The sequence below is a fragment of the Paractinoplanes deccanensis genome (genome assembly GCF_016862115.1).
GTDB classification, from domain to species: Bacteria; Actinomycetota; Actinomycetes; order Mycobacteriales; family Micromonosporaceae; genus Actinoplanes; species Actinoplanes deccanensis.
The window spans coordinates 1-18,378 of the sequence record NZ_BOMI01000063.1 but is presented as its reverse complement, the minus strand read 5'-3'; the positions used below and the strand labels follow the sequence as shown (position 1 = coordinate 18,378).

Below are 18,378 nucleotides of genomic sequence, written 5' to 3'. Positions count from 1 at the left end.
CGCCAATCGCGGATGTCGAAGCGCAGCAGCCCGCGGACCGCGCACCAGCACGCCTAACGAGATGCCGTGCAGGCGACGTCGCCGCCGGCTCTGCCGAGGCGGTGTGTGGCCTCGAGGGCCGACTCGCCGGTGACCTCGACGTGGTTGGCGGTCCCCGCCGCGCCGGGAGGGGGAAGCGGTTCGCCGGGCAGGTGCGGGCGCGTGCCCGAGCGTGCGCGCTCGATCGGGCCGCGAGGTCGACACCGTCGTAGGAACCGCGCTCGACGATGGTCACTGTCTCGCGGGCCATCCCGCGCAGCCGGCTGCTCACGGCGGAGACTGTGCCGCCGGCCGGGTGCGGTGTTAAACGATTTCCCAGACGAGCATGCCGTCCTGGTCGACGCGGGGGCGGTAGCGGCCCTCGTAGGGGCGGCCGGTCTCGAGCGACGTGGCGGTCTTCTCCAGGAGCTCGGCGACGGAGGCGGGCCAGCGTTCGAAGCTGGTGCCGTCCTCCGGAAAGGTCTCGCCGACCCGGCCGTGGCCGCCGGGGCGCTGGTCGACCAGGAGGCTGCCGCCGTCGCCGGCCTCGGCGAACGGGACGAAGTCGCGGTCCCACCACGGCTCGTCCCACGCGTCGCCGGTGCGGGCCAGGATCTCGCACTTCAGCCGCCAGTCCGCCAGGATGCCGTCCAGCGCCGAGGGCGCGAAGAAGGGTGGCAGGTCGAAGCCGCGGCCGGCGGACAGGCCGTCGTGGCGGCGGAGCGAGGCGACCAGGTCGGGCGGGAAGGGCACCGACATCCGGCGCTGGACGTCGTCGATGCGGGACGCGGGCGCGGGGCGCCCGAGCACGCGGGCGCCGGCGGGGGCGTGGGCGGCGAGCCATTTCTCGATGCGCTGCCACGCCTTGGTGACGCGGGCGGTGGTGGCCGCGTCGGGGCGTCCCACGTCGACCGGGCCCGCGTATTCGGGACAGACCATGCCGACGGGCGGCCTCGGCACGGGTGGCGTGGTCGCCGGCGGCGCGACGGAGACGGCGGCCCGCGATGTGGGCTCCAGCGACGCCTCGGTGCGGCCGGTCCAGGCGACGGCGCAGACCAGCAGGACCATCACGGCGAAGACGGCCACCAGGGCGAGCACGATCCGCTTGCCGCTGACCGCCGGGCGCTTGTCCAGCACGGCCGGCGCGGGCGGCGGGGACGCCAGCAGAATCGGGTCGAACCACCCGGCCGCGCCGGCGAGGGCGTCCGCGGGTGTCTCGTGCTCGGCGGGCGGGCGGTCGGCCGGGATGCGGCCCGCCGGGGTGACGGGCAGCGCCGACTCGTCGACCTCGCCGATGGTCACGACGGCGGCGGCGATGCCGTGGCCGGCCAGCGCGCCGAGCATGAGCGTGGTGTGGTTGACCGCGTCCGTGCCCGCGCCGGTCACCACGACCGCCGGCGCCCGCAGCGCCTCGGCCAGGTCGGCGAGGGTCCAGCCGTCCGCGCCGAGCGGGACGAGCAGGCCCGCCGGCGCGACCACCAGCACGAGCCCGTGCGCCTGGCGCACGGCGGTGACGAGGTCGCGCGCCCGGTCGAGGCTCAGCCGCTCGGCGCCCGGCAGGTCGAGCAGGCCGGCCACCCGGCCGCGCACCGGGTCGTCGGCGCCGACCGGGGATCCGACGCTGACCAGCGCCACCGGCACCTCGGCCGCCGCGGCGAGCGCCGCCACCGCGGTGCGCCAGTCGACCTCGGCCGACGTGGGAGTGACCATCCAGATGCCGAGACCGGGCCAGTGTCGATCCACGCCGACACCTTAGTGACCGGCCACAAGGGACTCAGCCGTGCCCGGCCGAGAGGTTGGCCGCGGCGCCGAGCAGCTCGGTGATGCGGTCGGCCTCGGGGGAGCGCAGCACGATCCAGAGGGCGCGGGCCTCGTAGAAGTGGCGGCGGGCGGTGTCCCGGTCGCCGAGCGCCCAATGGCAGTCGCCGAGGCCGGTGAGGGCCCGCGCCTGCTGCTGGCGGTCGGCCGCCTCGACGGCGGCGGCGTGGGCGGCCGTGTGGTGACCGATGGCTCCCGACGGGTCGCCGGCCAGCTGGGCGGCCTCGCCCAGGCCGTTACGGGCCCAGGCCTGGCCGTCGACGTCGGCGGTGGCCTCGAAGATGTCCAGCGCGGCGCGGTGGCAGCCGGCGGCCTCGGCGAGGTTGCCGCCGTCGCGGTGGGCGGTGCCGAGGCTGTCGAGGGCCCAGGCGGCGGCGGTGCGGTTGCCGAGGCGGCGGGCGGTGGTCAGGGCCTCGGTGCAGTGGGCGACGGCCTCGGCGTGCCGGCCCAGGCGGGTCTCCACCTCGCCCAGGTTGGACAGTGCGCCGCAGGCGCCGAGCTCGTCGCCGGTGGCCCGGTAGAGGGCCAGCGCCGCCGAGTATCGCCGGGCCGCGCCGGCGTCGTCGCCGGTGCGCGACTCCAGGTTGGCGAGGTTGACGAGGGCGCGGGCCTGGCCGGTGCGGTCGCCGGCCTGCTCGTAGAGGGACAGGGCCTCGCGATGGCGGCCGGCGGCCCGCTCGTAGCGGCCCAGGCGGGTCTCGGCGACGCCCAGGTTGTTGAGGGTGCGTGCCTGGTCGACGCCGTCGCCCGCGTGGCGGAACAGCTGGAGCGACTGTTCGAGGTGGGCGGCGGCGTCCTCGTGGCGGCCCAGCTGCACCTCGGCGACGGCCAGGTGGGCCAGCGCCCGGGCATGGGCGTGGGCGTCGCCGGCGGCGCGGGCGGCGTCGCGGGCGTGGCCGTGCACGACGAGCGCCTCGGTGTGGAAGCCGCCCATGAGATGGCGGAAGAGCACCGCGGCGAGCCGGGTCGTGTGGGACGGCCAGCCTTCGGTGGCGGTGTGCGCGACGACGGCGAGCAGGTTGGCGCGCTCGGCGGTGAGCCAGCGGAGCGGGTCGGTGACGTCGGGCAGGGGAGTGGCGGGCGGGTCCACGGCGGGGCGGCGGTGGGCCTCGGCCGGGTCGAGGCGGTTCATCGCGGCGGCGGCCGCCGCCAGGTAGAGGTCGAACAGGCGGGTCAGCGCGGCACGCCGGTCGGCTCGGCGGTCCTCGTCGGCGGCGCGGCCCGACGCGTACGCCCGGACCAGGTCGTGCAGGGTGTGGCGGCCCTCGCCGGACGGCTGGACCAGGTGGTGCCGGGTGAGCTCGTCGAGGCGCACCGCCGCCTCCGGCAGGGGGCAGCCGGCGAGGGCCGCCGCCGCGTACACGTCGAAGTCCGGACCCGGATGTTGTGCGACCAGGCGCAGCAGGTCGCGCCCGGCGGGTGGCAGGTTGCGGTACGAGACGTCGAGCGCGAACTGCACCCCGGAGTCGAGCCGGCCGGCCCGGTGTCGCTCGTCGAGCCAGTCGGCGTGGTCGGTCAGCGTCCAGCCGGGCTTGGCGCGCATGTGCCCGGCGACCAGCGCCAGCGCGAGCGGCAGGTGACCGCAGCGCGCCGCGATGCGTTCCGCCGCGCGCGGGTCGGTGCCGGCCGGCACGCCGGGCACCGTGCGGCCCAGAAAGGTCAGCGCCTCTTCCGCGGTGAACACGTCCACGTCGACCGTCGTCAGTCCCGCGAGGCGCCGCCGGCTCGTGATCAGCGCGACCGAGCCGGCGGTCGCGGGCAGCAACGGCCGCACCTGCTCCTCGGAGACCGCGTCGTCCAGCACCACCAGGGTGCGAGACCCGGCAAGCCTCTTGCGGTACGCGGCGCAGCGCGCCCCGAGGTCGTGCGGCAGCTGCTGGCCGGGCACCCCGAGCAGGCGCAGGAACCCGTCGAGCACCGCCGAGGGATCGGCGGGCGGCTGGGTCTCGTCGGGGTGGAACCCGCGCAGGTTGACGAAGAGCACCCGGTCGAAGGCGCCCAGCCGGTGCGCGACGTGCACGGCGAGGCGCGTCTTGCCGACACCGGCCATGCCGGAGAGCACGACCGCCGACCCGTCCCGCATCGCCGCGACGAGGCGGCCGGCCTCGGCCTCGCGTCCCGTGAAGCTGGACAGGTCGTCGGGGAGGGTGTCCTGCACGCGGACCTGGGCGGCCGCCCGGGACTCGCCGCTGACCACCCGGAGCGCCTGGCGCCACTGGGTCACGTAGCCGAGATCGGTGTGCAGCGCCTCGACCACCGCGACCACGAGGTCACCGTCGAGCCGGCGCCGCCCGGACCGGAAACAGTCGACCACCGTCGTCTTGCCGACCGCGTGGGTGGCCGGCCGGGCCGCGTTGACCCGCCCGGTGATCGTCTCGTACGACGGGTTGCCGGCCCAGGCCTTCAGCAGCCGCAGGCACGCCGCCAGCTCGTCGAGCGTCGTGGCCTGCCCAGGGTCGGGCAACGAGGCGAACCGGTCGGCAGCGGGCAAGGCGCGACTCCGGGGGTGGGGGCGGAGAGTAGCCGGACCATCGACGGTAGTCGCTTGACGCCGCCCCGGTTGTCGCGCGGCGGACATTCGGATTCGTTCGGATTCCGCCCGGGCGGGCGAATCGTGCCGCAGAGTGATGGGGCGCGGCCGGATCGTTAACGGGGGGTCGTTCCCGCGCCATAACGGGAGCGGCGCGGACCGGCCGCGCCCCTCCCGGTCCGGGGCGCCGCCCGAGCCGGGAGGTCGGCAGGACAGCAACTCGCAGGTGGGATCACGCGGCTGCTCCGCGGAGGAAAGCGTCGACCAGGGACTCGGCGAAGCCCTCCTCGGGCACCTTGGGTGCCCAGCGGAGCATGCCGTGCACCATCGACGGGGCCGTCATCATCAGCACGGCCATCTCGATGTCGAGGTCGGCGCGCAGCTCGCCGTTCTCGACGCCGCGGCGCAGCACCCCGCGGGTCACGTCGCGCCGTGGCTCCATGACCGTCTGCCACATCTCGAACAGGTTGTCGTCGCGCAAGAGCTCGGGGATCAGGCAGGCCGTCACCTGGCTGTACCGCTTGGCGCGGCCGCTGCGGTTGGCCTTGACCAGCGCGATCAGGTCGTCGCGCACCGACTCGCCGACCGGCTCGGGCAGCGGGCCCTTCATGCCGCGGATCGCGTCCATGAGCAGCGCGTCCTTGTTGGGCCAGCGACGGTAGATCGTCGCCTTGCCCACGCCGGCCCGGGCGGCGACCGCCTCGATCGAGACGGCGGCGGCGCTCAGGCCCTCGCTCAGCAGGCCGAGCACGGCGTCGAGGATCGCCTCGTCCGCCTGGGCGTTGCGGGGCCGCCCAGGAGCCTTGCGCTCCTGGGCGGCATCGATGGTCTCACTGGCCGCCGGGTAACTGGCCGAGGCGGCGCTGGCCGTGGTCATGGCGTTCATTGTTGCCGACGTGTCACGCTTCGACCAGTTCGACGCCCTGCTCCTCGGCCAGCCCCTCGGAGCCGGTCGGGGCGGGCGCGTCCGCCGGGCGCTTGCCGGGGATCCAGATCAGCGCCACCAGGGCGCCGAGCAGGGCGAACACCATCGAGCCCGCCGAGGCCCAGTGCATCGCCGTGACGAACGCCTCGTTCGCGTGGGTCAGCAGCGCCGGTCCCGCCTGAGCCGCGACGCCGTACGCGCCGGAGATCGACTCGCGGGCCGCCTCGGCGACCGGGGCGGGCAGGCCGTCGGTGGCCGAGCCGAGCTGGTCGCGGTAGACCGAGGAGAGCACGGCGCCGAGCGCCGCGACGCCGAGGGCGCCGCCGAGCTGGCGGATCGTGTTGCTGACCGCCGAGCCGACGCCGGCCTTCTCCCGGGGCAGCGTCGCCATGATCGACTCCGTGGCCGGCGGCATCACGTTCGCCATGCCGACGCCCATCACGAAGAACGCCGCGCCGACGATCCAGATCGGCGTGGTCTCGCCGACGAAGAGCCAGGCCGCCAGGCCCGCCGCGACGAGCAGCAGGCCGACCGTGCTGACCGCCTTGGGGCCGAACCGCTTGACCATCGCGGCGCTGCGCGGGGCGAAGACCATCTGGGCCACGGCGAACGGGACGAAGAGCGCACCGGAGGCGAGCGGGCCGTAACCCCGTACCAGCTGGAGGTAGAACGCCCCGAAGAACATCGAGCCCATCGCGGCGAAGAAGATCAGGCCGATCACGCCGGTCGACGCGGAGAACTGCCGGTTGGCGAAGAGCCGGACGTCCAGCGACGGGAACTCGACGCGCAGCTCCCACAGGATGAAGCCGGTCAGCACGACGGCCGCGGCGATCAGGCTGCCCCACGACTTCGGGTCGCCGAAGCCCGCGTCGCCGCCCTCGATGACGCCGTACGTCAGCAGGGTGAGGCCGATGATCGAGAGGATGACGCCGGCGATGTCGATGCGGCCGGGCCGGGGGTCGCGCGACTCGGGCACGAGCACCAGCACGAGGATCGCGCCGGCCGCCGCGATCGGCACGTTGATCAGGAAGACCGAGCCCCACCAGAAGTGCTCGAGCAGCAGGCCGCCGACGATCGGGCCGATCGCCACGCCCAGGCCGACGGCGCCGGCCCAGACGCCGATGGCCCGGCCGCGCTCGCGGGGCTCGAAGACGTTCGCGATGATCGACAGGGTGGCCGGCATGACGGCCGCGGCGCCGAGGCCCATCAGGGCGCGGGCGGCGATGAGCTGGTTGGCCGAGTCGGCGTAGCTGGAGACCAGCGAGGCGATCGCGAACAGCGCGAGGCCGGTGACCAGCGTGATCCGGCGGCCCAGGCGGTCGGCGAGGATGCCGGCGGTGAACAGCAGGCCGGCGAAGACCAGCGTGTACGAGTTGATCGACCATTCCAGCTCGCTCTGCGTGGCGCCGAGACCGTGCACCGGGTCGGCGATCGTGCGCAGGGCGACGTTGAGAACGGTGTTGTCCAGCACCACCACCAGCAGGCTGATGACGAGGACACCGAGGATGACCCAGCGCCGGGGGTGCCCGGCGGGGGCCTGCGCGGTTGTGTCCATCGGGATTCCCCCACGTTTCGATACGAGACTGTTCCGTATTCGTCGCTCAGCCTAAGTGAAACGAGACGTATCCGTATCGGAATGTGGGCGTGGTCACGCAAGCAACCATGACGCACCCGGCCCGGCCCGCCGGTCGCACCGCGCGGGCCCGATCGTCGAGGCATGCTCAACCTCAGGAGAGTGCTGCCCACGGGCGGTGGCCTGCGTGACGAGGACTGGACCCGCCGGCACCGGCTGCTGACGGTGATCCTCGCCGTCTGCGCCGGCGGCCTGACCGTCTTCGGCGCGTGGCGCGACGAGGTGGGCGACCCGCTCATCCTCGTCCTGCTGATGGTCACCCTGGCGTGCGTGGTCGCCGGGCGTCTCCTGAGCGGGCGGCGGCTGCCGTCGTCATTCGTGTCGCTGGGCTTCACCGCCGCGAGCGCGGACTTCGTGATGATGTGCCACGGGCAGACCGAGGCGCACTTCACCTTCTTCATCGCCGTCGCGGCGCTGGCCCTCTACCGCGACTGGGCGCCGTTCGGCATGGTCCTGCTGGCCACCGTCGTCCACCACGCGCTCTTCGGCCTCTTCGACGCGACCGACACCTACGGGCACCACTCCGCCCAGCAGCACCCGCTCTACTGGGCCCTGCTGCACGGCGTCGCGGTGCTGTTCGCCGCGCTGTTCCAGGTGGTGGCCTGGCGTCTCACCGAGACCGAGGAGGCCCGCGCCCAGGCCAGTCTGGACAAGAGCCAGGCCCAGCTCGGCATCGCCTTCGACGAGACGCCGGTCCCGATGGCGATGATCTCGCCGGACGGCCTGCTGCTGCGCACGAACTCCGCGTACCGGTCCTGGCTGCGCCTGCCGGACGAGCTGCCCGCCGGCTTCCGGGTGAAGGACCTGCCGATCTCGCCGGTCGGCACCCACCCCCGCGGCGTGCTCGCCGAGCTGGTCGACGCGCCGCACGCCACCGTGCTGACCCGGCAGTACCGGCGGCACGACGACGGCTCGATCCTCTGGGTCGAGGTGCACGGCACCGACCTGCGCGACGCCGACGGCAACCTCGAAATGATCTTCGTGCACTGCCTGGACGTCACCGGCAGCCGCCTGCACGAGGAGGAGCTGCGCCACCAGGTGCGCCACGACGCGCTCACCGGCCTGCTCTCCCGCCCCGGCTTCGAGGGCGACCTGGCCGAGCTGCTCGCCGAGCAGAGCGCGCCCGCCTGCGTGCTCTACCTCGACGTCGACCGCTTCAAGTCGATCAACGACGGCCTCGGCCACGCGGCCGGCGACGAGCTGCTGCGCGCCCTCGCCGCCCGCCTGGCGGCCACCGTGCCCGCCGGCTCCCTGGTGGCCCGCCTCGGCGGCGACGAGTTCGTGGTGGCGCTGCCCGGTCCGCTGGAGGCCGGCTGCCAGACCGGCCGGGACATCCTCGCCGCCCTCACCGAGCCGCTGCCGCTCAACGGCGGGCACCTGCAGATCTCGGTGAGCATCGGCCTGGCCGCCGGGCGCGCGGCCGAGCAGGCCGAGGACGCGGTGCTCGCCGCGGACACCGCCATGTACGCCGCGAAGCGCGCGGGCGGCAATCGCCTCCAGGTCTTCAGCGACGAGATGCGCGTGGCCGTCAAGGAGCGGATCGCGGCCGAGGCCCGGCTCCGGGCGGCGCTCGCCGGCGACCGCGAGGCCGCGCTGCCGGTCTGGTTCCAGCCGATCGTCTCGACGGCCACCGGCCGCATCGTCGGCGCGGAGGCGCTGGTGCGCATGTTCACGCCCGAGGGCACCCTGCTCGGCCCGGGTCACTTCATCCCGGCCGCCGAGGAGACCGGCCTCGTCGTGCCGCTCGGCGAGCACGTGCTGCGCCTGGCGGTGCGGCACCTGGTGGCCTGGACGAACCAGCTGCCGTACATCTCGGTGAACGTCAGCCCGCGCCAGCTCGCCGAGCCGGACTTCGTGCCGATGGTCGCCTCGGTGCTCGCCGAGCATCCCGGCCTCGACCCGTCCCGCGTGGTCCTGGAGATCACCGAGACGGCCCTGCTGGGTTCGGCCGTCGACGTCCGCGACCGCCTCGAGGCCATCAAGGACCTGGGGGTACGGGTGGCGCTCGACGACTTCGGCACCGGCTACAGCTCGCTCACGTGGCTCCAGTCGGTGCCGGCGGACGTGGTCAAGCTCGACCGCTCGTTCGTCGCCGGCCTGGCCGCCGACCCGCGCAAGTCGTCGATCATCTCGGCCGTCCTGTGGCTGGCCCGGTCGCTGAACATGACCGTGGTGGCCGAGGGCGTCGAGGACCCCGACGACTGGAAGGCGCTGCAGGCCGCGGAGTGCCCGTCCTGCCAGGGCTACCTCTTCGGCCGGCCGCTGCCCGCCTCGGAGTTCGAGCTGATGCTCCCGTTCCCCGAGGCGGCCCGGCCCCGCCAGCTGGCGGGCTAGCGCTCCAGGATGGCCACGACGCCCTGGCCGCCGGCCGCGCAGATGGAGATCAGGCCACGGCCCGAGCCCTTCTGGGCGAGCAGCTTGGCCAGGGTGGCCACGATCCGGCCGCCGGTCGCCGCGAAGGGGTGACCGGCGGCCAGGGACGAGCCGTTGACGTTGAGCTTGGCCCGGTCGATCGAGCCGAGCGGCGCGTCGAGGCCGAGCCGCTGTTTGGCGAACTCCGGTGACTCCCAGGCCGCCAGGGTGGCCAGCACCTGCGACGCGAACGCCTCGTGGATCTCGTAGAAGTCGAAGTCCTGGAGGGTCAGGCCGTTGCGGGCCAGCAGGCGGGGCACCGCGTAGGCCGGCGCCATCAGCAGGCCCTCGTCGCCGTGCACGTAGTCGACGGCCGCCGTCTCGCTGTCCACCAGGTAGGCCTGGACGCTCAGGTGGTGCTCGGCGGCCCACTCCTCGGAGCCGAGCAGCACGGTCGACGCGCCGTCGGTCAGCGGCGACGAGTTGCCCGCGGTCATCGTGCCGTTCTCGCCGCCGAAGACCGGCTTGAGCTTCGCCAGCTTCTCCAGGCTGGTGTCGGCGCGCAGGTTCTGGTCGCGGGTCAGGCCGAGATAGGGCGTGATCAGGTCGTCGAAGAAGCCGCTGTCGTACGCCGCGGCCAGCCGCTGGTGGGAGGCGAGGGCCAGCTCGTCCTGCGCCCGGCGGTCGACGTGCCAGCGTACGGCCGTGATCGCCGCGTGGTCGCCCATGGACAGGCCGGTGCGCGGCTCGGCGTTGCGCGGGATGTCGGGCTTGAAGGCGAGCAGCGGGTTGAGCCTCGCCGCGGCGCGCAGCCGGTCGCCGAGCGAGCGGGCCCGGTTGAGCTCCAGCAGCGCGCGGCGCATGTCGTCGTTGAGCTGCAGCGGGGCGTCCGACGTGGTGTCCACGCCGCCGGCGACACCCGCGTCGATCTGGCCCAGCGCGATCTTGTTGGCGACGAGGATGGCCGTCTCGAGGCCGGTGCCACACGCCTGCTGCACGTCGTACGCGGGAGTCGTGGGGTCGAGGCGCGAGCCCAGGACCACCTCGCGGGTCAGGTTGAAGTCGCGGGAGTGTTTGAGCACCGCGCCGGCGACGACCTCGCCGAGCCGCTCGCCGGCCAGGCCGTACCGGGCGATCAGGCCGTCGAGGGCGGCGGTGAGCATGTCCTGGTTCGACGCCCGGGCGTACTTGCCGTTCGAGCGGGCGAACGGGATGCGGTTGCCTCCCAGCACAGCGACCTTGCGTGGCACGGCTGCCTCCTCGAGCAGATAGCTACCGATCAGTAGGCTACCAACGTTCGCGCCGAGTAGGCTGCGGCCCATGGGTGACAGGTACGCGAGTTTCGCGAACTCCGGTCCGGGCCGCAACCTCGTCAAGCGCCTCGGCCTGCCCGATCCGCCGCGGCTGCGCCGACACCGCGCCGGCGATCCGATCGCGGCCGGTCCGGTGCTGCTGGGAGTCTCGCAGGGCGGCCGCCTCGGCGAGGAGATTCGCAAGGTCCTCTCCGGTGCGGGCACCGAGGTGCTCGACGCGCCGGGGGAGTCGCACGGCGCGCTCGTCTTCGACGCCACCGGCATCACCGGCACGTCCGCGCTGCGGGAGCTGTACGACTTCTTCCACCCGAACGCGCGATCGCTGGTCCGCTCCGGCCGGGTCGTGGTGCTCGGCACCCCGCCGTCCGAGGCGGCGACGCCCCGCGAGGCCACCGCGCAGCGTGCCCTCGAAGGGCTGACGCGCAGCATCGGCAAGGAGTTCGGCCGCGGCATCACGAGCCAGCTGGTGTACGTGTCGCCGGGCGGCGAGACGGCGCTCGAGTCGACGCTGCGGTTCCTGCTGAGCGGCCGGTCCGCGTACGTCTCGGGGCAGGTCGTCCGGATCGGCCCGGGCACCCCACCGGCGCCGGCCGACTGGGAACGGCCGCTGGCGGGCAGGACGGCGCTGGTCACGGGCGCGGCGCGTGGCATCGGCGCGGCGATCGCCCGGGTGCTGGCCCGCGACGGCGCCGACGTGATCGCGCTCGACGTGCCGGCGGCGGGGGAGGCCCTCGCCGGGGTGGCCAACGACGTGCGCGGCAGGGCGCTCCAGCTCGATCTGACCACGCCGGAGGCGGGCGACCGGCTGGCGGCCTACCTGAGCGGGCCGCTCGACATCATCGTCCACAACGCCGGGATCACCCGCGACCGCACGATCGCCAAGATGGACGAGGCCGGGTGGGCGAGCGTCCTCGCGGTCAACCTGGCCGCGCCGGAGCGCATCAACGAGGTCCTGGTCGAGCGCGGCCTGATCCGTGACGGCGGCCGGGTCATCGGTGTGTCGTCGATCGCCGGCATCGCGGGCAACCGCGGCCAGACCAACTACGCGACGAGCAAGGCCGGCGTCATCGGCCTGGTCCAGTCGACGGCGCCCGCGCTGCTCGAGAAGGGCATCACGATCAACGCGGTGGCGCCCGGCTTCATCGAGACGGCGATGACGGCGAAGATGCCGCTGATGCTGCGCGAGGCGGGCCGCCGGATGAACAGCATGTCGCAGGGCGGCCTGCCGGTCGACGTGGCCGAGACGATCGCGTGGTTCGCCTCGCCCGGCTCGGGGACGATCACCGGCAACGTGGTGCGCGTCTGCGGGCAGAGCCTGCTGGGGGCGTGACCCGATGGCCGTCGAGGAACTGCGCGCCGACCCGGCCGGAAACACCCTGCGTGCCGCCCTCGGGCTGATCCCGCGCGGGCGGCGGGACACGCTGCCCGACCTCGCGCTGATCCGCCGCGGCGTGGTGCCGGACCGCGACCGCCTGGCGCGGTACGACCACGTCTGCGGGTTCCGGCTCGCCGACGTGCTGCCGGGCACGTATCCGCACGTGCTGGCCTTCCCGCTGGCGATGCGGCTGCTGACGGCGCCGGACTTCCCGTTCCCCGCCATCGGCCTGGTCCACATCGCCAACCGCATCACGGTGCTGCGCCCGCTCCGCGCCGACGACGTGCTGGACATCGCGGTCGAGGCCGCCGGCCTGCGGCCCCACCCCCGGGGCCGCCAGGTCGACCTGCTGACCTCGATCACCGTCGACGGCGATCCGGTATGGACCAGCACGTCGACCTATCTGTCCAAGGAGACACAGCCGGCCGGTCGCCCTTCTCGGTCCTCGGACTCCTCTCCCGTTCCGAGTGCTTCGGCCCCCTTGGCCCCGCCTTCCCCGACCCCGCCTTCCCCGACCCCGCCTTCCCCGACCCCGCCTTCCCGTTCGCCCTCCTCCTCGGTGCCGTCTACCTCTCAATCCTCAAGCCCCTCCGCGCCTTCCACCCCTTCATCCTCAGGCCCCTCGGCGGTGTGGCGTGTGCCGGCGCGCGTCGGCGGCGACTACGCGGCCGTGAGCGGCGACCGCAACCCCATCCACACGTCGCGGATCGGGGCGCGCCTGTTCGTATTCCCGCGGCCCATCGCGCACGGGATGTGGAGTCTGGCGCGCTGCCTCGCCTTCTTCGAGGGCCGGCTGCCTTCCTCGTACACGGTGGACGTCTCTTTCAAGCAGCCCATCCTGCTGCCCGCCGAGGTGGCGCTGACCGCCGACGCCGCCGGGCAATTCAGCCTTTATGGCGTTAAGAGCGCGCGTCCCCATCTTGCGGGCCAAGTTACGCCTGCGTAAGGTTACCGGCGAGTAAACCCGCTGCTGGGGAAGGTCTCGCATGGAGTTCTGGCTCGATCTGAACGAAGAGCAAAACGACCTGCGCGAGTGGGTGCACGGCTTCGCCGAGAACGTCATCCGGCCCGCCGCCGCCGAATGGGACGAGCGCGAGGAGATGCCCTGGCCCGTGCTCCAGGAGGCCGCGAAGATCGGGCTGTACGGCTTCGAGTTCCTGGTCACCACCTGGTCCGACATGGCCGGGCTGTCGCTGCCGCTGGTCAACGAGGAGCTGTTCTGGGGCGACGGCGGCATCGGGATGGCGCTGTCCGGCACATCGCTCGCGGTCGCGGCGATCTACGGATCCGGTACGCCCGAGCAGCTGGTCGAATGGGTGCCGCAGTGCTTCGGCGACGCGGCCGCCCCGGCGGTGGGCTCCTTCTGCACCACGGAACCCGAGGCCGGCTCGGACGTCGGGGCCATGCGCACCCGGGCGGTCTATCACGAGGCCACCGACGAGTGGGTCCTCACCGGACAGAAGGCGTACGCCACGAACGGTGGCATCGCGAACGTCCACGTGGTCACGGCGTCGGTCGACCCGGAGCTGGGCTCGCGCGGGCAGGCGGCCTTCGTCGTGCCGCCCGGCACGCCCGGCCTGGCGGCCTCCCGCAAGCTCAAGAAGCTCGGCCTGCGCGCCTCGCACACCGCCGACGTCTTCCTCGACGACGTCCGGGTGCCCGGATCGTGCCTGCTCGGCGGCAAGGAAGCCCTCGACGAGCGGCTCGCCCGGGCACGCTCGGGCCAGAAGGCGTCGCGCCAGGCGGCGATGCGGACGTTCGAGCTGTCCCGCCCCGCCGTCGGCGCGCAGGCGATCGGCATCGCGCGGGCCGCGTACGAATATGCCCTGTCCTATGCTCGTGAACGGGTCCAGTTCGGCCGTCCGATCGTCGAGAACCAGGCGATCGCCTTCGCCCTGGCCGACATGAAGACCGAGATCGACGCGGCCCGCCTGCTGGTGTGGCGCGCGGCGTGGATGGGCCGCAACGACAAGCCGTTCGACGCCGGCGAGGGCTCGATGTCCAAGCTGAAGGCCGGCGAGGTCGCGGTGGCCGTCACGGAAAAGGCGGTCCAGATCCTCGGCGGCGCGGGCTACCTGCGCGACCACCCGGTCGAGCGCATGTACCGGGACGCCAAGATCTACACCATCTTCGAGGGCACGTCGGAGATCCAGCGCCTGGTCATCTCGCGCGCCATCACCGGCATGCAGATCCGCTGATGTTCGTCCTCACCACGATGGCCCGCCGTGGCCTGCTCACCCCCGGCAACCCGGTGCGCATCACCCGCCAGTTCGCCGCCCTGGGCCGCTGGGGCTTCGGGCTCGCCGGCGAGCTGCGCCAGGCCGCCGCCCGCAGCCCCCACAGGGTCGCGGTCGTCGACGAGAAAGGCACGGTGACGTACGCGGACCTGCTGGCCCGCGCCTCCCGCCTGACCGCAGCGCTGCCCTTCTCGCCGGGCGACCGCGTCGGCCTGCTCCGCCGCAACTCCGCCTCCATGATCGAAACCCTGATCGCCGTGACCCAGCTGGGCGCCGACCCGGTCCTCATCAACACCGGCCTGTCGGGTCCCCAGCTGGCCGGTGTCATCGCGAACCAGGGTCTACGAGCCCTGATCCACGACGACGAGTTCGCCGAGGCCCTGCCCGCCGTTGCGGAGCAAGGCGAGTGCGTGCTTCTCGGCGAGACAGACATCGAGAAGCTCGTGGCGGGAATCGCCGGCGCCAGGCTGCGGCCGCCGGAGAGGCCCGGCCGGACGATCGTGCTGACGTCGGGGACCACGGGGACGCCGAAGGGTGCGCGGCGGCCGACTCCGGGCGGGTTCTCGCCGCTCTGCTCGATCATCGACCGGATTCCGTTGCGGGCCGGGGTCCGGGTGCTGATCTCGGCGCCGCTGTTTCACACGTGGGGGTATGCGGCGCTGCAGATCGCGCTGGCGCTGCGGGCAACCATCGTGCTGCGGCGCAGGTTCGACGCGGCGGACGCGCTCGACACGGTGGCGCGGGAGCGGTGTTCGGCGCTCATCGGCGTACCGCTGATGGTGCAGCAGATCATGGAGCAGCCCGCGCGAGAGGTGCCCCTGAGCGTGACGGCCGTCAGCGGGTCGGCGCTGCCCGGAGGGCTCGCGACGCGTTTCATGGACCGCTACGGCGACATCCTCTACAACCTCTACGGGTCGACGGAGGCGTCCTGGGCCTCGATCGCGACGCCGGCCGACCTGCGTGCCGCGCCCTCCACGGCGGGGCGGCCACCGCACGGGACCGTGGTCCGGGTGCTCGACGAGCGCGGCAACCCGGTGCCGGCCGGTACGCCGGGGCGGCTCTTCGTCGGCAACGAGATGCTCTTCGAGGGCTACACGAACGCCGGCGCCGGCGACACCCGCGACGGGCTGCTGGCGATCGGGGACGTGGGGCACGTCGACGAGGCCGGCCGTGTCTTCGTGGACGGCCGCGCCGACGACATGATCGTCTCCGGGGGCGAGAACGTCTTCCCGTCCGAGGTGGAGAACCTGCTGGCCGACCTGCCGCAGGTGCGCGAGGTCGCGGTGATCGGCGTTCCCGACGAGCGGTACGGCCAGCGCCTCGCCGCCTACGTGGTCGCGCACCCGGGGGCCGCGCTCGACGAGGACCTGATTCGCGAGCACGTACGCGACCATCGCGCCCGTTTCTGCGTACCGCGCGACGTGGTCTTCCTCGACGCCCTGCCCCGCAACGCCACCGGCAAGGTCCTCACCCGCGACCTGCCCCGGACGTAGCGGAGCCCGCCGGCCCGAAGTACTTCCAGCGGCCCTCGGAGATCACCTCCACGGCGCCGTCCGCGACCTTGATGGCGGTCTGCTCGTCGATCGCGTAGGCCGGGCCGCCGATCCCGGCCGCCCACAGCTCCGCCGCGGCCGTGGTGTTCTCCGGGCAGTCCGGATGATCGAGGTGCGGGAAGATCGAGAAGTCGACCACGCCGAGCGCGCGATCGTCACCGCTGGGCGGCGTCCAGCCCATGAACTCGGCGCCGACGCGCGGGGTCATCACCATGCTGCCGGCGCTGAGGCCAACGTAGACCATGTGGTCCAGCGACGGCAGAAGGCCGGCCAGCCCGGACTCCCGCATCCAGTGGTGGAGGAAGAGCGTGTCGCCGCCGTTGGCGAGCAGCACGTCGGCCTCCCGGACCCACGAGACCCAGAGGCCCCTGTCCAGGCTGGGCAGCGCGGTGAGCTCCAGGATCCCCACCGACTTCCAGCCCAGCTCGGTCATCGGGTTGGGCGAGCGCCCGCTGACGAACTCCCAGGGCCGCACCGGGTCGGCGAACGGGCCGCCGTAGCCCGCGGTCGGAATGCAGAGGGCGCGAGAGTCGGCGATCGGCTTGCCCAGAAGGTCCTCCAGCGCGGCGTGGATGCTCGCGTTCCGCACGCCGGAGTCGGTGAGCAGAAGCTTCATCATGTCCTTCCCCCGAGCACTGTCGTCGATGTGATCGGCAACAGTAGACGATGACGTCACACCCGCGCGGCCCCGCGAGAGCGAGGGGCGCGTGGCAGGGCAACGGCCGAGCAGCGTCGGACAGGCCCCGGCGGTGGTGGGGGACGGCTCGGCGGAACGGGTCAGGCGGCTGGAAGGGGCCGGGTGGCTGCGGCGATGGGCAGCGCGGCGGGGCAACGGCTGGGTGGCGGTGGGGACGGGCAGCGCGGCGGGGCAACGGCTGGGTGGCGGCGGCGACGGGCAGCGCGGCCGAGCAACGGCCGGGTGGCGGTGGGGACGGGCAGCGCGGCGGAGCAACGGCCGGGTGGCGCGGGGAACGGGCCGGGCGGCGACAAGGGCTCGGGTTTCGGGACGAGGCGACGCCGGACCGCTCGATAGGGTGCGTGGATGGAACGCACTGCTCTGGTCACGGGAGCCTCGTCGGGCATCGGGCGGGCGACCGCGGAGGCGCTGGTCGCGGCGGGATACCGGGTGTACGGCACGTCGCGCAAGCCGGCGGCCGTGCAGGCGCCGGTCGCGGGAGTGGAATATCTGCCGCTGGAGCTCGAGTCGGAGGAGTCGATCGAAGGGCTGGCGGGCACGCTCGAGTCGGTGGACGTGCTGGTCAACAACGCGGGGGAGAGCCAGTCCGGCCCGTTCGAGGAGCTGCCCGGCGACGCGCTGCGGCGGCTCTTCCAGATCAACGTCTTCGGCCCGGTACGGCTGGCGCAGCTGGCGTTGCCCGGCATGCGCGAGCGCGGCTACGGCCGGGTCGTGATGGTCGGCTCGATGCTGGCGTCGTTCCCGCTCGCCTACCGGTCGTCCTACGTGGCGTCCAAGGCGGCGATCAAGGGCTTCAGCAACGCGGCAAGGCATGAGCTGTCGCCGTACGGGGTCTGGCTGACAACCGTGGAGCCCGGCTCGATCGCCACCGGCCTCAGCGAACGCCGAACCGTCTACGCGAACCCGGACTCGCCGCACCGCCGCCGCTTCGAGACGATGCTGGCCGCCCTCGACCGCAACGAGCGCGCCGGCACACCCCCGGAACGCGTCGCCCGCACCATCCTCACGGCCATCGCCGCCACCCGGCCACGCCAGCGCTACGCCGTCGGCAGCAACGCCCCGCTGGTCTTCGCCCTGCGCCGCGTGGCACCGGTAGGCCTGGCGGAACGCCTGACCCACCGCAAACACAACCTGTCGATCTAGGAACGCCAAATCGGCCGCTAGGAAGAACGAACGTTCTGTCTCGGGTGGCGGGGCGGCGTGGCGGCCAGGGGTGCCGCCGCGTGGGGAGAAAGAACGTTCTGTCTCGGGTGGCGGGGCGGTGCGGCGGCCACGGGTGCCGCCGCGTGGGGAGAACGAAGGTTCTGTCTCGGGTAGCGGGGCGGTGCGGCGGCCAGGGGTGCCGCCGCGTGGGAGAAAGAACGTTCTGTCTTGGGTGGGGTGGTGGCGCAGTCAGGTGCCGGCGTGGGGTGGGGAGAACGAACGTTCTGTCTATCGGCCGTGAGTGATGACCATGGGTTGGGGCGGGTGGAACGGCTGCCCCGGTGGTGGCGCCTCAGCAGCGGGGATGGCTTGGCAGCCGCGTCGCGATGGTGGTGGTGACTGGCGCGGCGTAAGGCGGACGGCAGCAGCAACGCTGGCGTAGGCGGATGGTCGCCCGGCGAGTGGCGGCCGGGGTGGGCGTGGATCGGCTGGCTGCTGTGTGGGCACGACGGTCGCGGAGTAAAGGGACGGCCGTCGCGGGGTAGGGGGCGGCCGCGAGGCTGGCGTAGAGGAAATGGCCGCTCCGATGGGTGGCGGCACCCCCGGAGTTGCGGATCGGTGGGCTGCCGCGCCGGGAAGGCGGTTGCGGAATCCGGCGCGGTGTGGGGAACGGTTGCGAAGCCGACCGCATTGGCTGGCCGCCGTGGGAGAGCGGTCCTGGCGTCGATTCAGCGGCATTGCCGGGGTGGCGGCATTGCCGGGGGTGGCAGCGGCTGCCGGTGGT

The 18,378-nt window shown here is 73.4% G+C and carries 12 protein-coding genes; 6 read left to right on the top strand and 6 right to left on the bottom strand.

Annotation, left to right across the window (positions count from 1 at the left end; all coding sequences use genetic code 11):
• Positions 1-342: 342 nt before the first annotated feature.
• The 4 genes from Ade02nite_RS16165 to Ade02nite_RS16150 all read right to left on the bottom strand — a co-directional run bounded on the left by Ade02nite_RS16165 (position 343) and on the right by Ade02nite_RS16150 (position 6,846).
• Positions 343-1,761 carry an SMI1/KNR4 family protein gene (locus Ade02nite_RS16165; protein ID WP_203763151.1) on the bottom strand — a complete coding sequence of 473 codons (1,419 nt, stop codon included), beginning with the start codon at positions 1,759-1,761 and terminating at the stop codon, positions 343-345.
• 31 nt (positions 1,762-1,792) lie between these two features.
• Positions 1,793-4,327, bottom strand: a complete 2,535-nt coding sequence (locus tag Ade02nite_RS50285; RefSeq protein WP_275409916.1) for an ATP-binding protein — start codon at positions 4,325-4,327, stop codon at positions 1,793-1,795.
• Between the two features lie 271 nt (positions 4,328-4,598).
• The gene (locus Ade02nite_RS16155) at positions 4,599-5,243 is read right to left on the bottom strand and encodes a TetR/AcrR family transcriptional regulator (RefSeq protein ID WP_239168797.1); all 645 of its coding nucleotides are present in this window, start codon (positions 5,241-5,243) and stop codon (positions 4,599-4,601) included.
• A 22-nt stretch (positions 5,244-5,265) separates the two neighbouring features.
• Positions 5,266-6,846, bottom strand: a complete 1,581-nt coding sequence (locus Ade02nite_RS16150; protein ID WP_203763141.1) for an MFS transporter — start codon at positions 6,844-6,846, stop codon at positions 5,266-5,268.
• Positions 6,847-7,008: 162 nt separating this feature from the next.
• Here Ade02nite_RS16150 and Ade02nite_RS16145 point away from each other — a divergent pair, with 162 nt between their 5' ends.
• Positions 7,009-9,258, top strand: coding sequence for a putative bifunctional diguanylate cyclase/phosphodiesterase (locus tag Ade02nite_RS16145; RefSeq protein ID WP_203763138.1), 2,250 nt, complete (start codon positions 7,009-7,011; stop codon positions 9,256-9,258).
• Here Ade02nite_RS16145 and Ade02nite_RS16140 read toward each other — a convergent pair.
• On the bottom strand, positions 9,255-10,526 hold the full coding sequence (locus Ade02nite_RS16140) for an acetyl-CoA C-acetyltransferase (RefSeq protein ID WP_239168796.1): 1,272 nt from the start codon (positions 10,524-10,526) through the stop codon (positions 9,255-9,257). The genes Ade02nite_RS16145 and Ade02nite_RS16140 overlap by 4 nt on opposite strands.
• Positions 10,527-10,596: 70 nt before the next feature.
• Between Ade02nite_RS16140 and Ade02nite_RS16135 the strand changes: the two genes are divergently transcribed.
• From Ade02nite_RS16135 to Ade02nite_RS16120, 4 genes are read left to right on the top strand one after another with little or no spacing between them, the layout of a single operon-like run.
• On the top strand, positions 10,597-11,919 hold the full coding sequence (locus Ade02nite_RS16135; protein ID WP_203763132.1) for a 3-oxoacyl-ACP reductase: 1,323 nt from the start codon (positions 10,597-10,599) through the stop codon (positions 11,917-11,919).
• Between the two features lie 4 nt (positions 11,920-11,923).
• A complete protein-coding gene (locus Ade02nite_RS16130; protein ID WP_203763129.1) occupies positions 11,924-12,910 on the top strand; it encodes a MaoC/PaaZ C-terminal domain-containing protein in 987 nt (328 codons plus the stop codon).
• 40 nt (positions 12,911-12,950) lie between these two features.
• Positions 12,951-14,162 (top strand): acyl-CoA dehydrogenase family protein, encoded by a 1,212-nt coding sequence (locus Ade02nite_RS16125; protein WP_203763127.1) that lies wholly within the window; start codon positions 12,951-12,953, stop codon positions 14,160-14,162.
• The gene (locus tag Ade02nite_RS16120; RefSeq protein ID WP_203763125.1) at positions 14,162-15,694 is read left to right on the top strand and encodes an AMP-binding protein; all 1,533 of its coding nucleotides are present in this window, start codon (positions 14,162-14,164) and stop codon (positions 15,692-15,694) included. Before Ade02nite_RS16125 ends, Ade02nite_RS16120 begins: the two co-directional genes overlap by 1 nt.
• Here the strand turns inward: Ade02nite_RS16120 and Ade02nite_RS16115 are convergent.
• Positions 15,669-16,370, bottom strand: coding sequence for a Type 1 glutamine amidotransferase-like domain-containing protein (locus tag Ade02nite_RS16115; RefSeq protein ID WP_203763392.1), 702 nt, complete (start codon positions 16,368-16,370; stop codon positions 15,669-15,671). The two genes, Ade02nite_RS16120 and Ade02nite_RS16115, sit on opposite strands and share 26 nt — an antisense overlap.
• Before the next feature lie 426 nt (positions 16,371-16,796).
• Between Ade02nite_RS16115 and Ade02nite_RS16110 the strand changes: the two genes are divergently transcribed.
• Positions 16,797-17,594, top strand: coding sequence for an SDR family oxidoreductase (locus Ade02nite_RS16110; protein ID WP_203763123.1), 798 nt, complete (start codon positions 16,797-16,799; stop codon positions 17,592-17,594).
• Positions 17,595-18,378 lie beyond the last annotated feature (784 nt).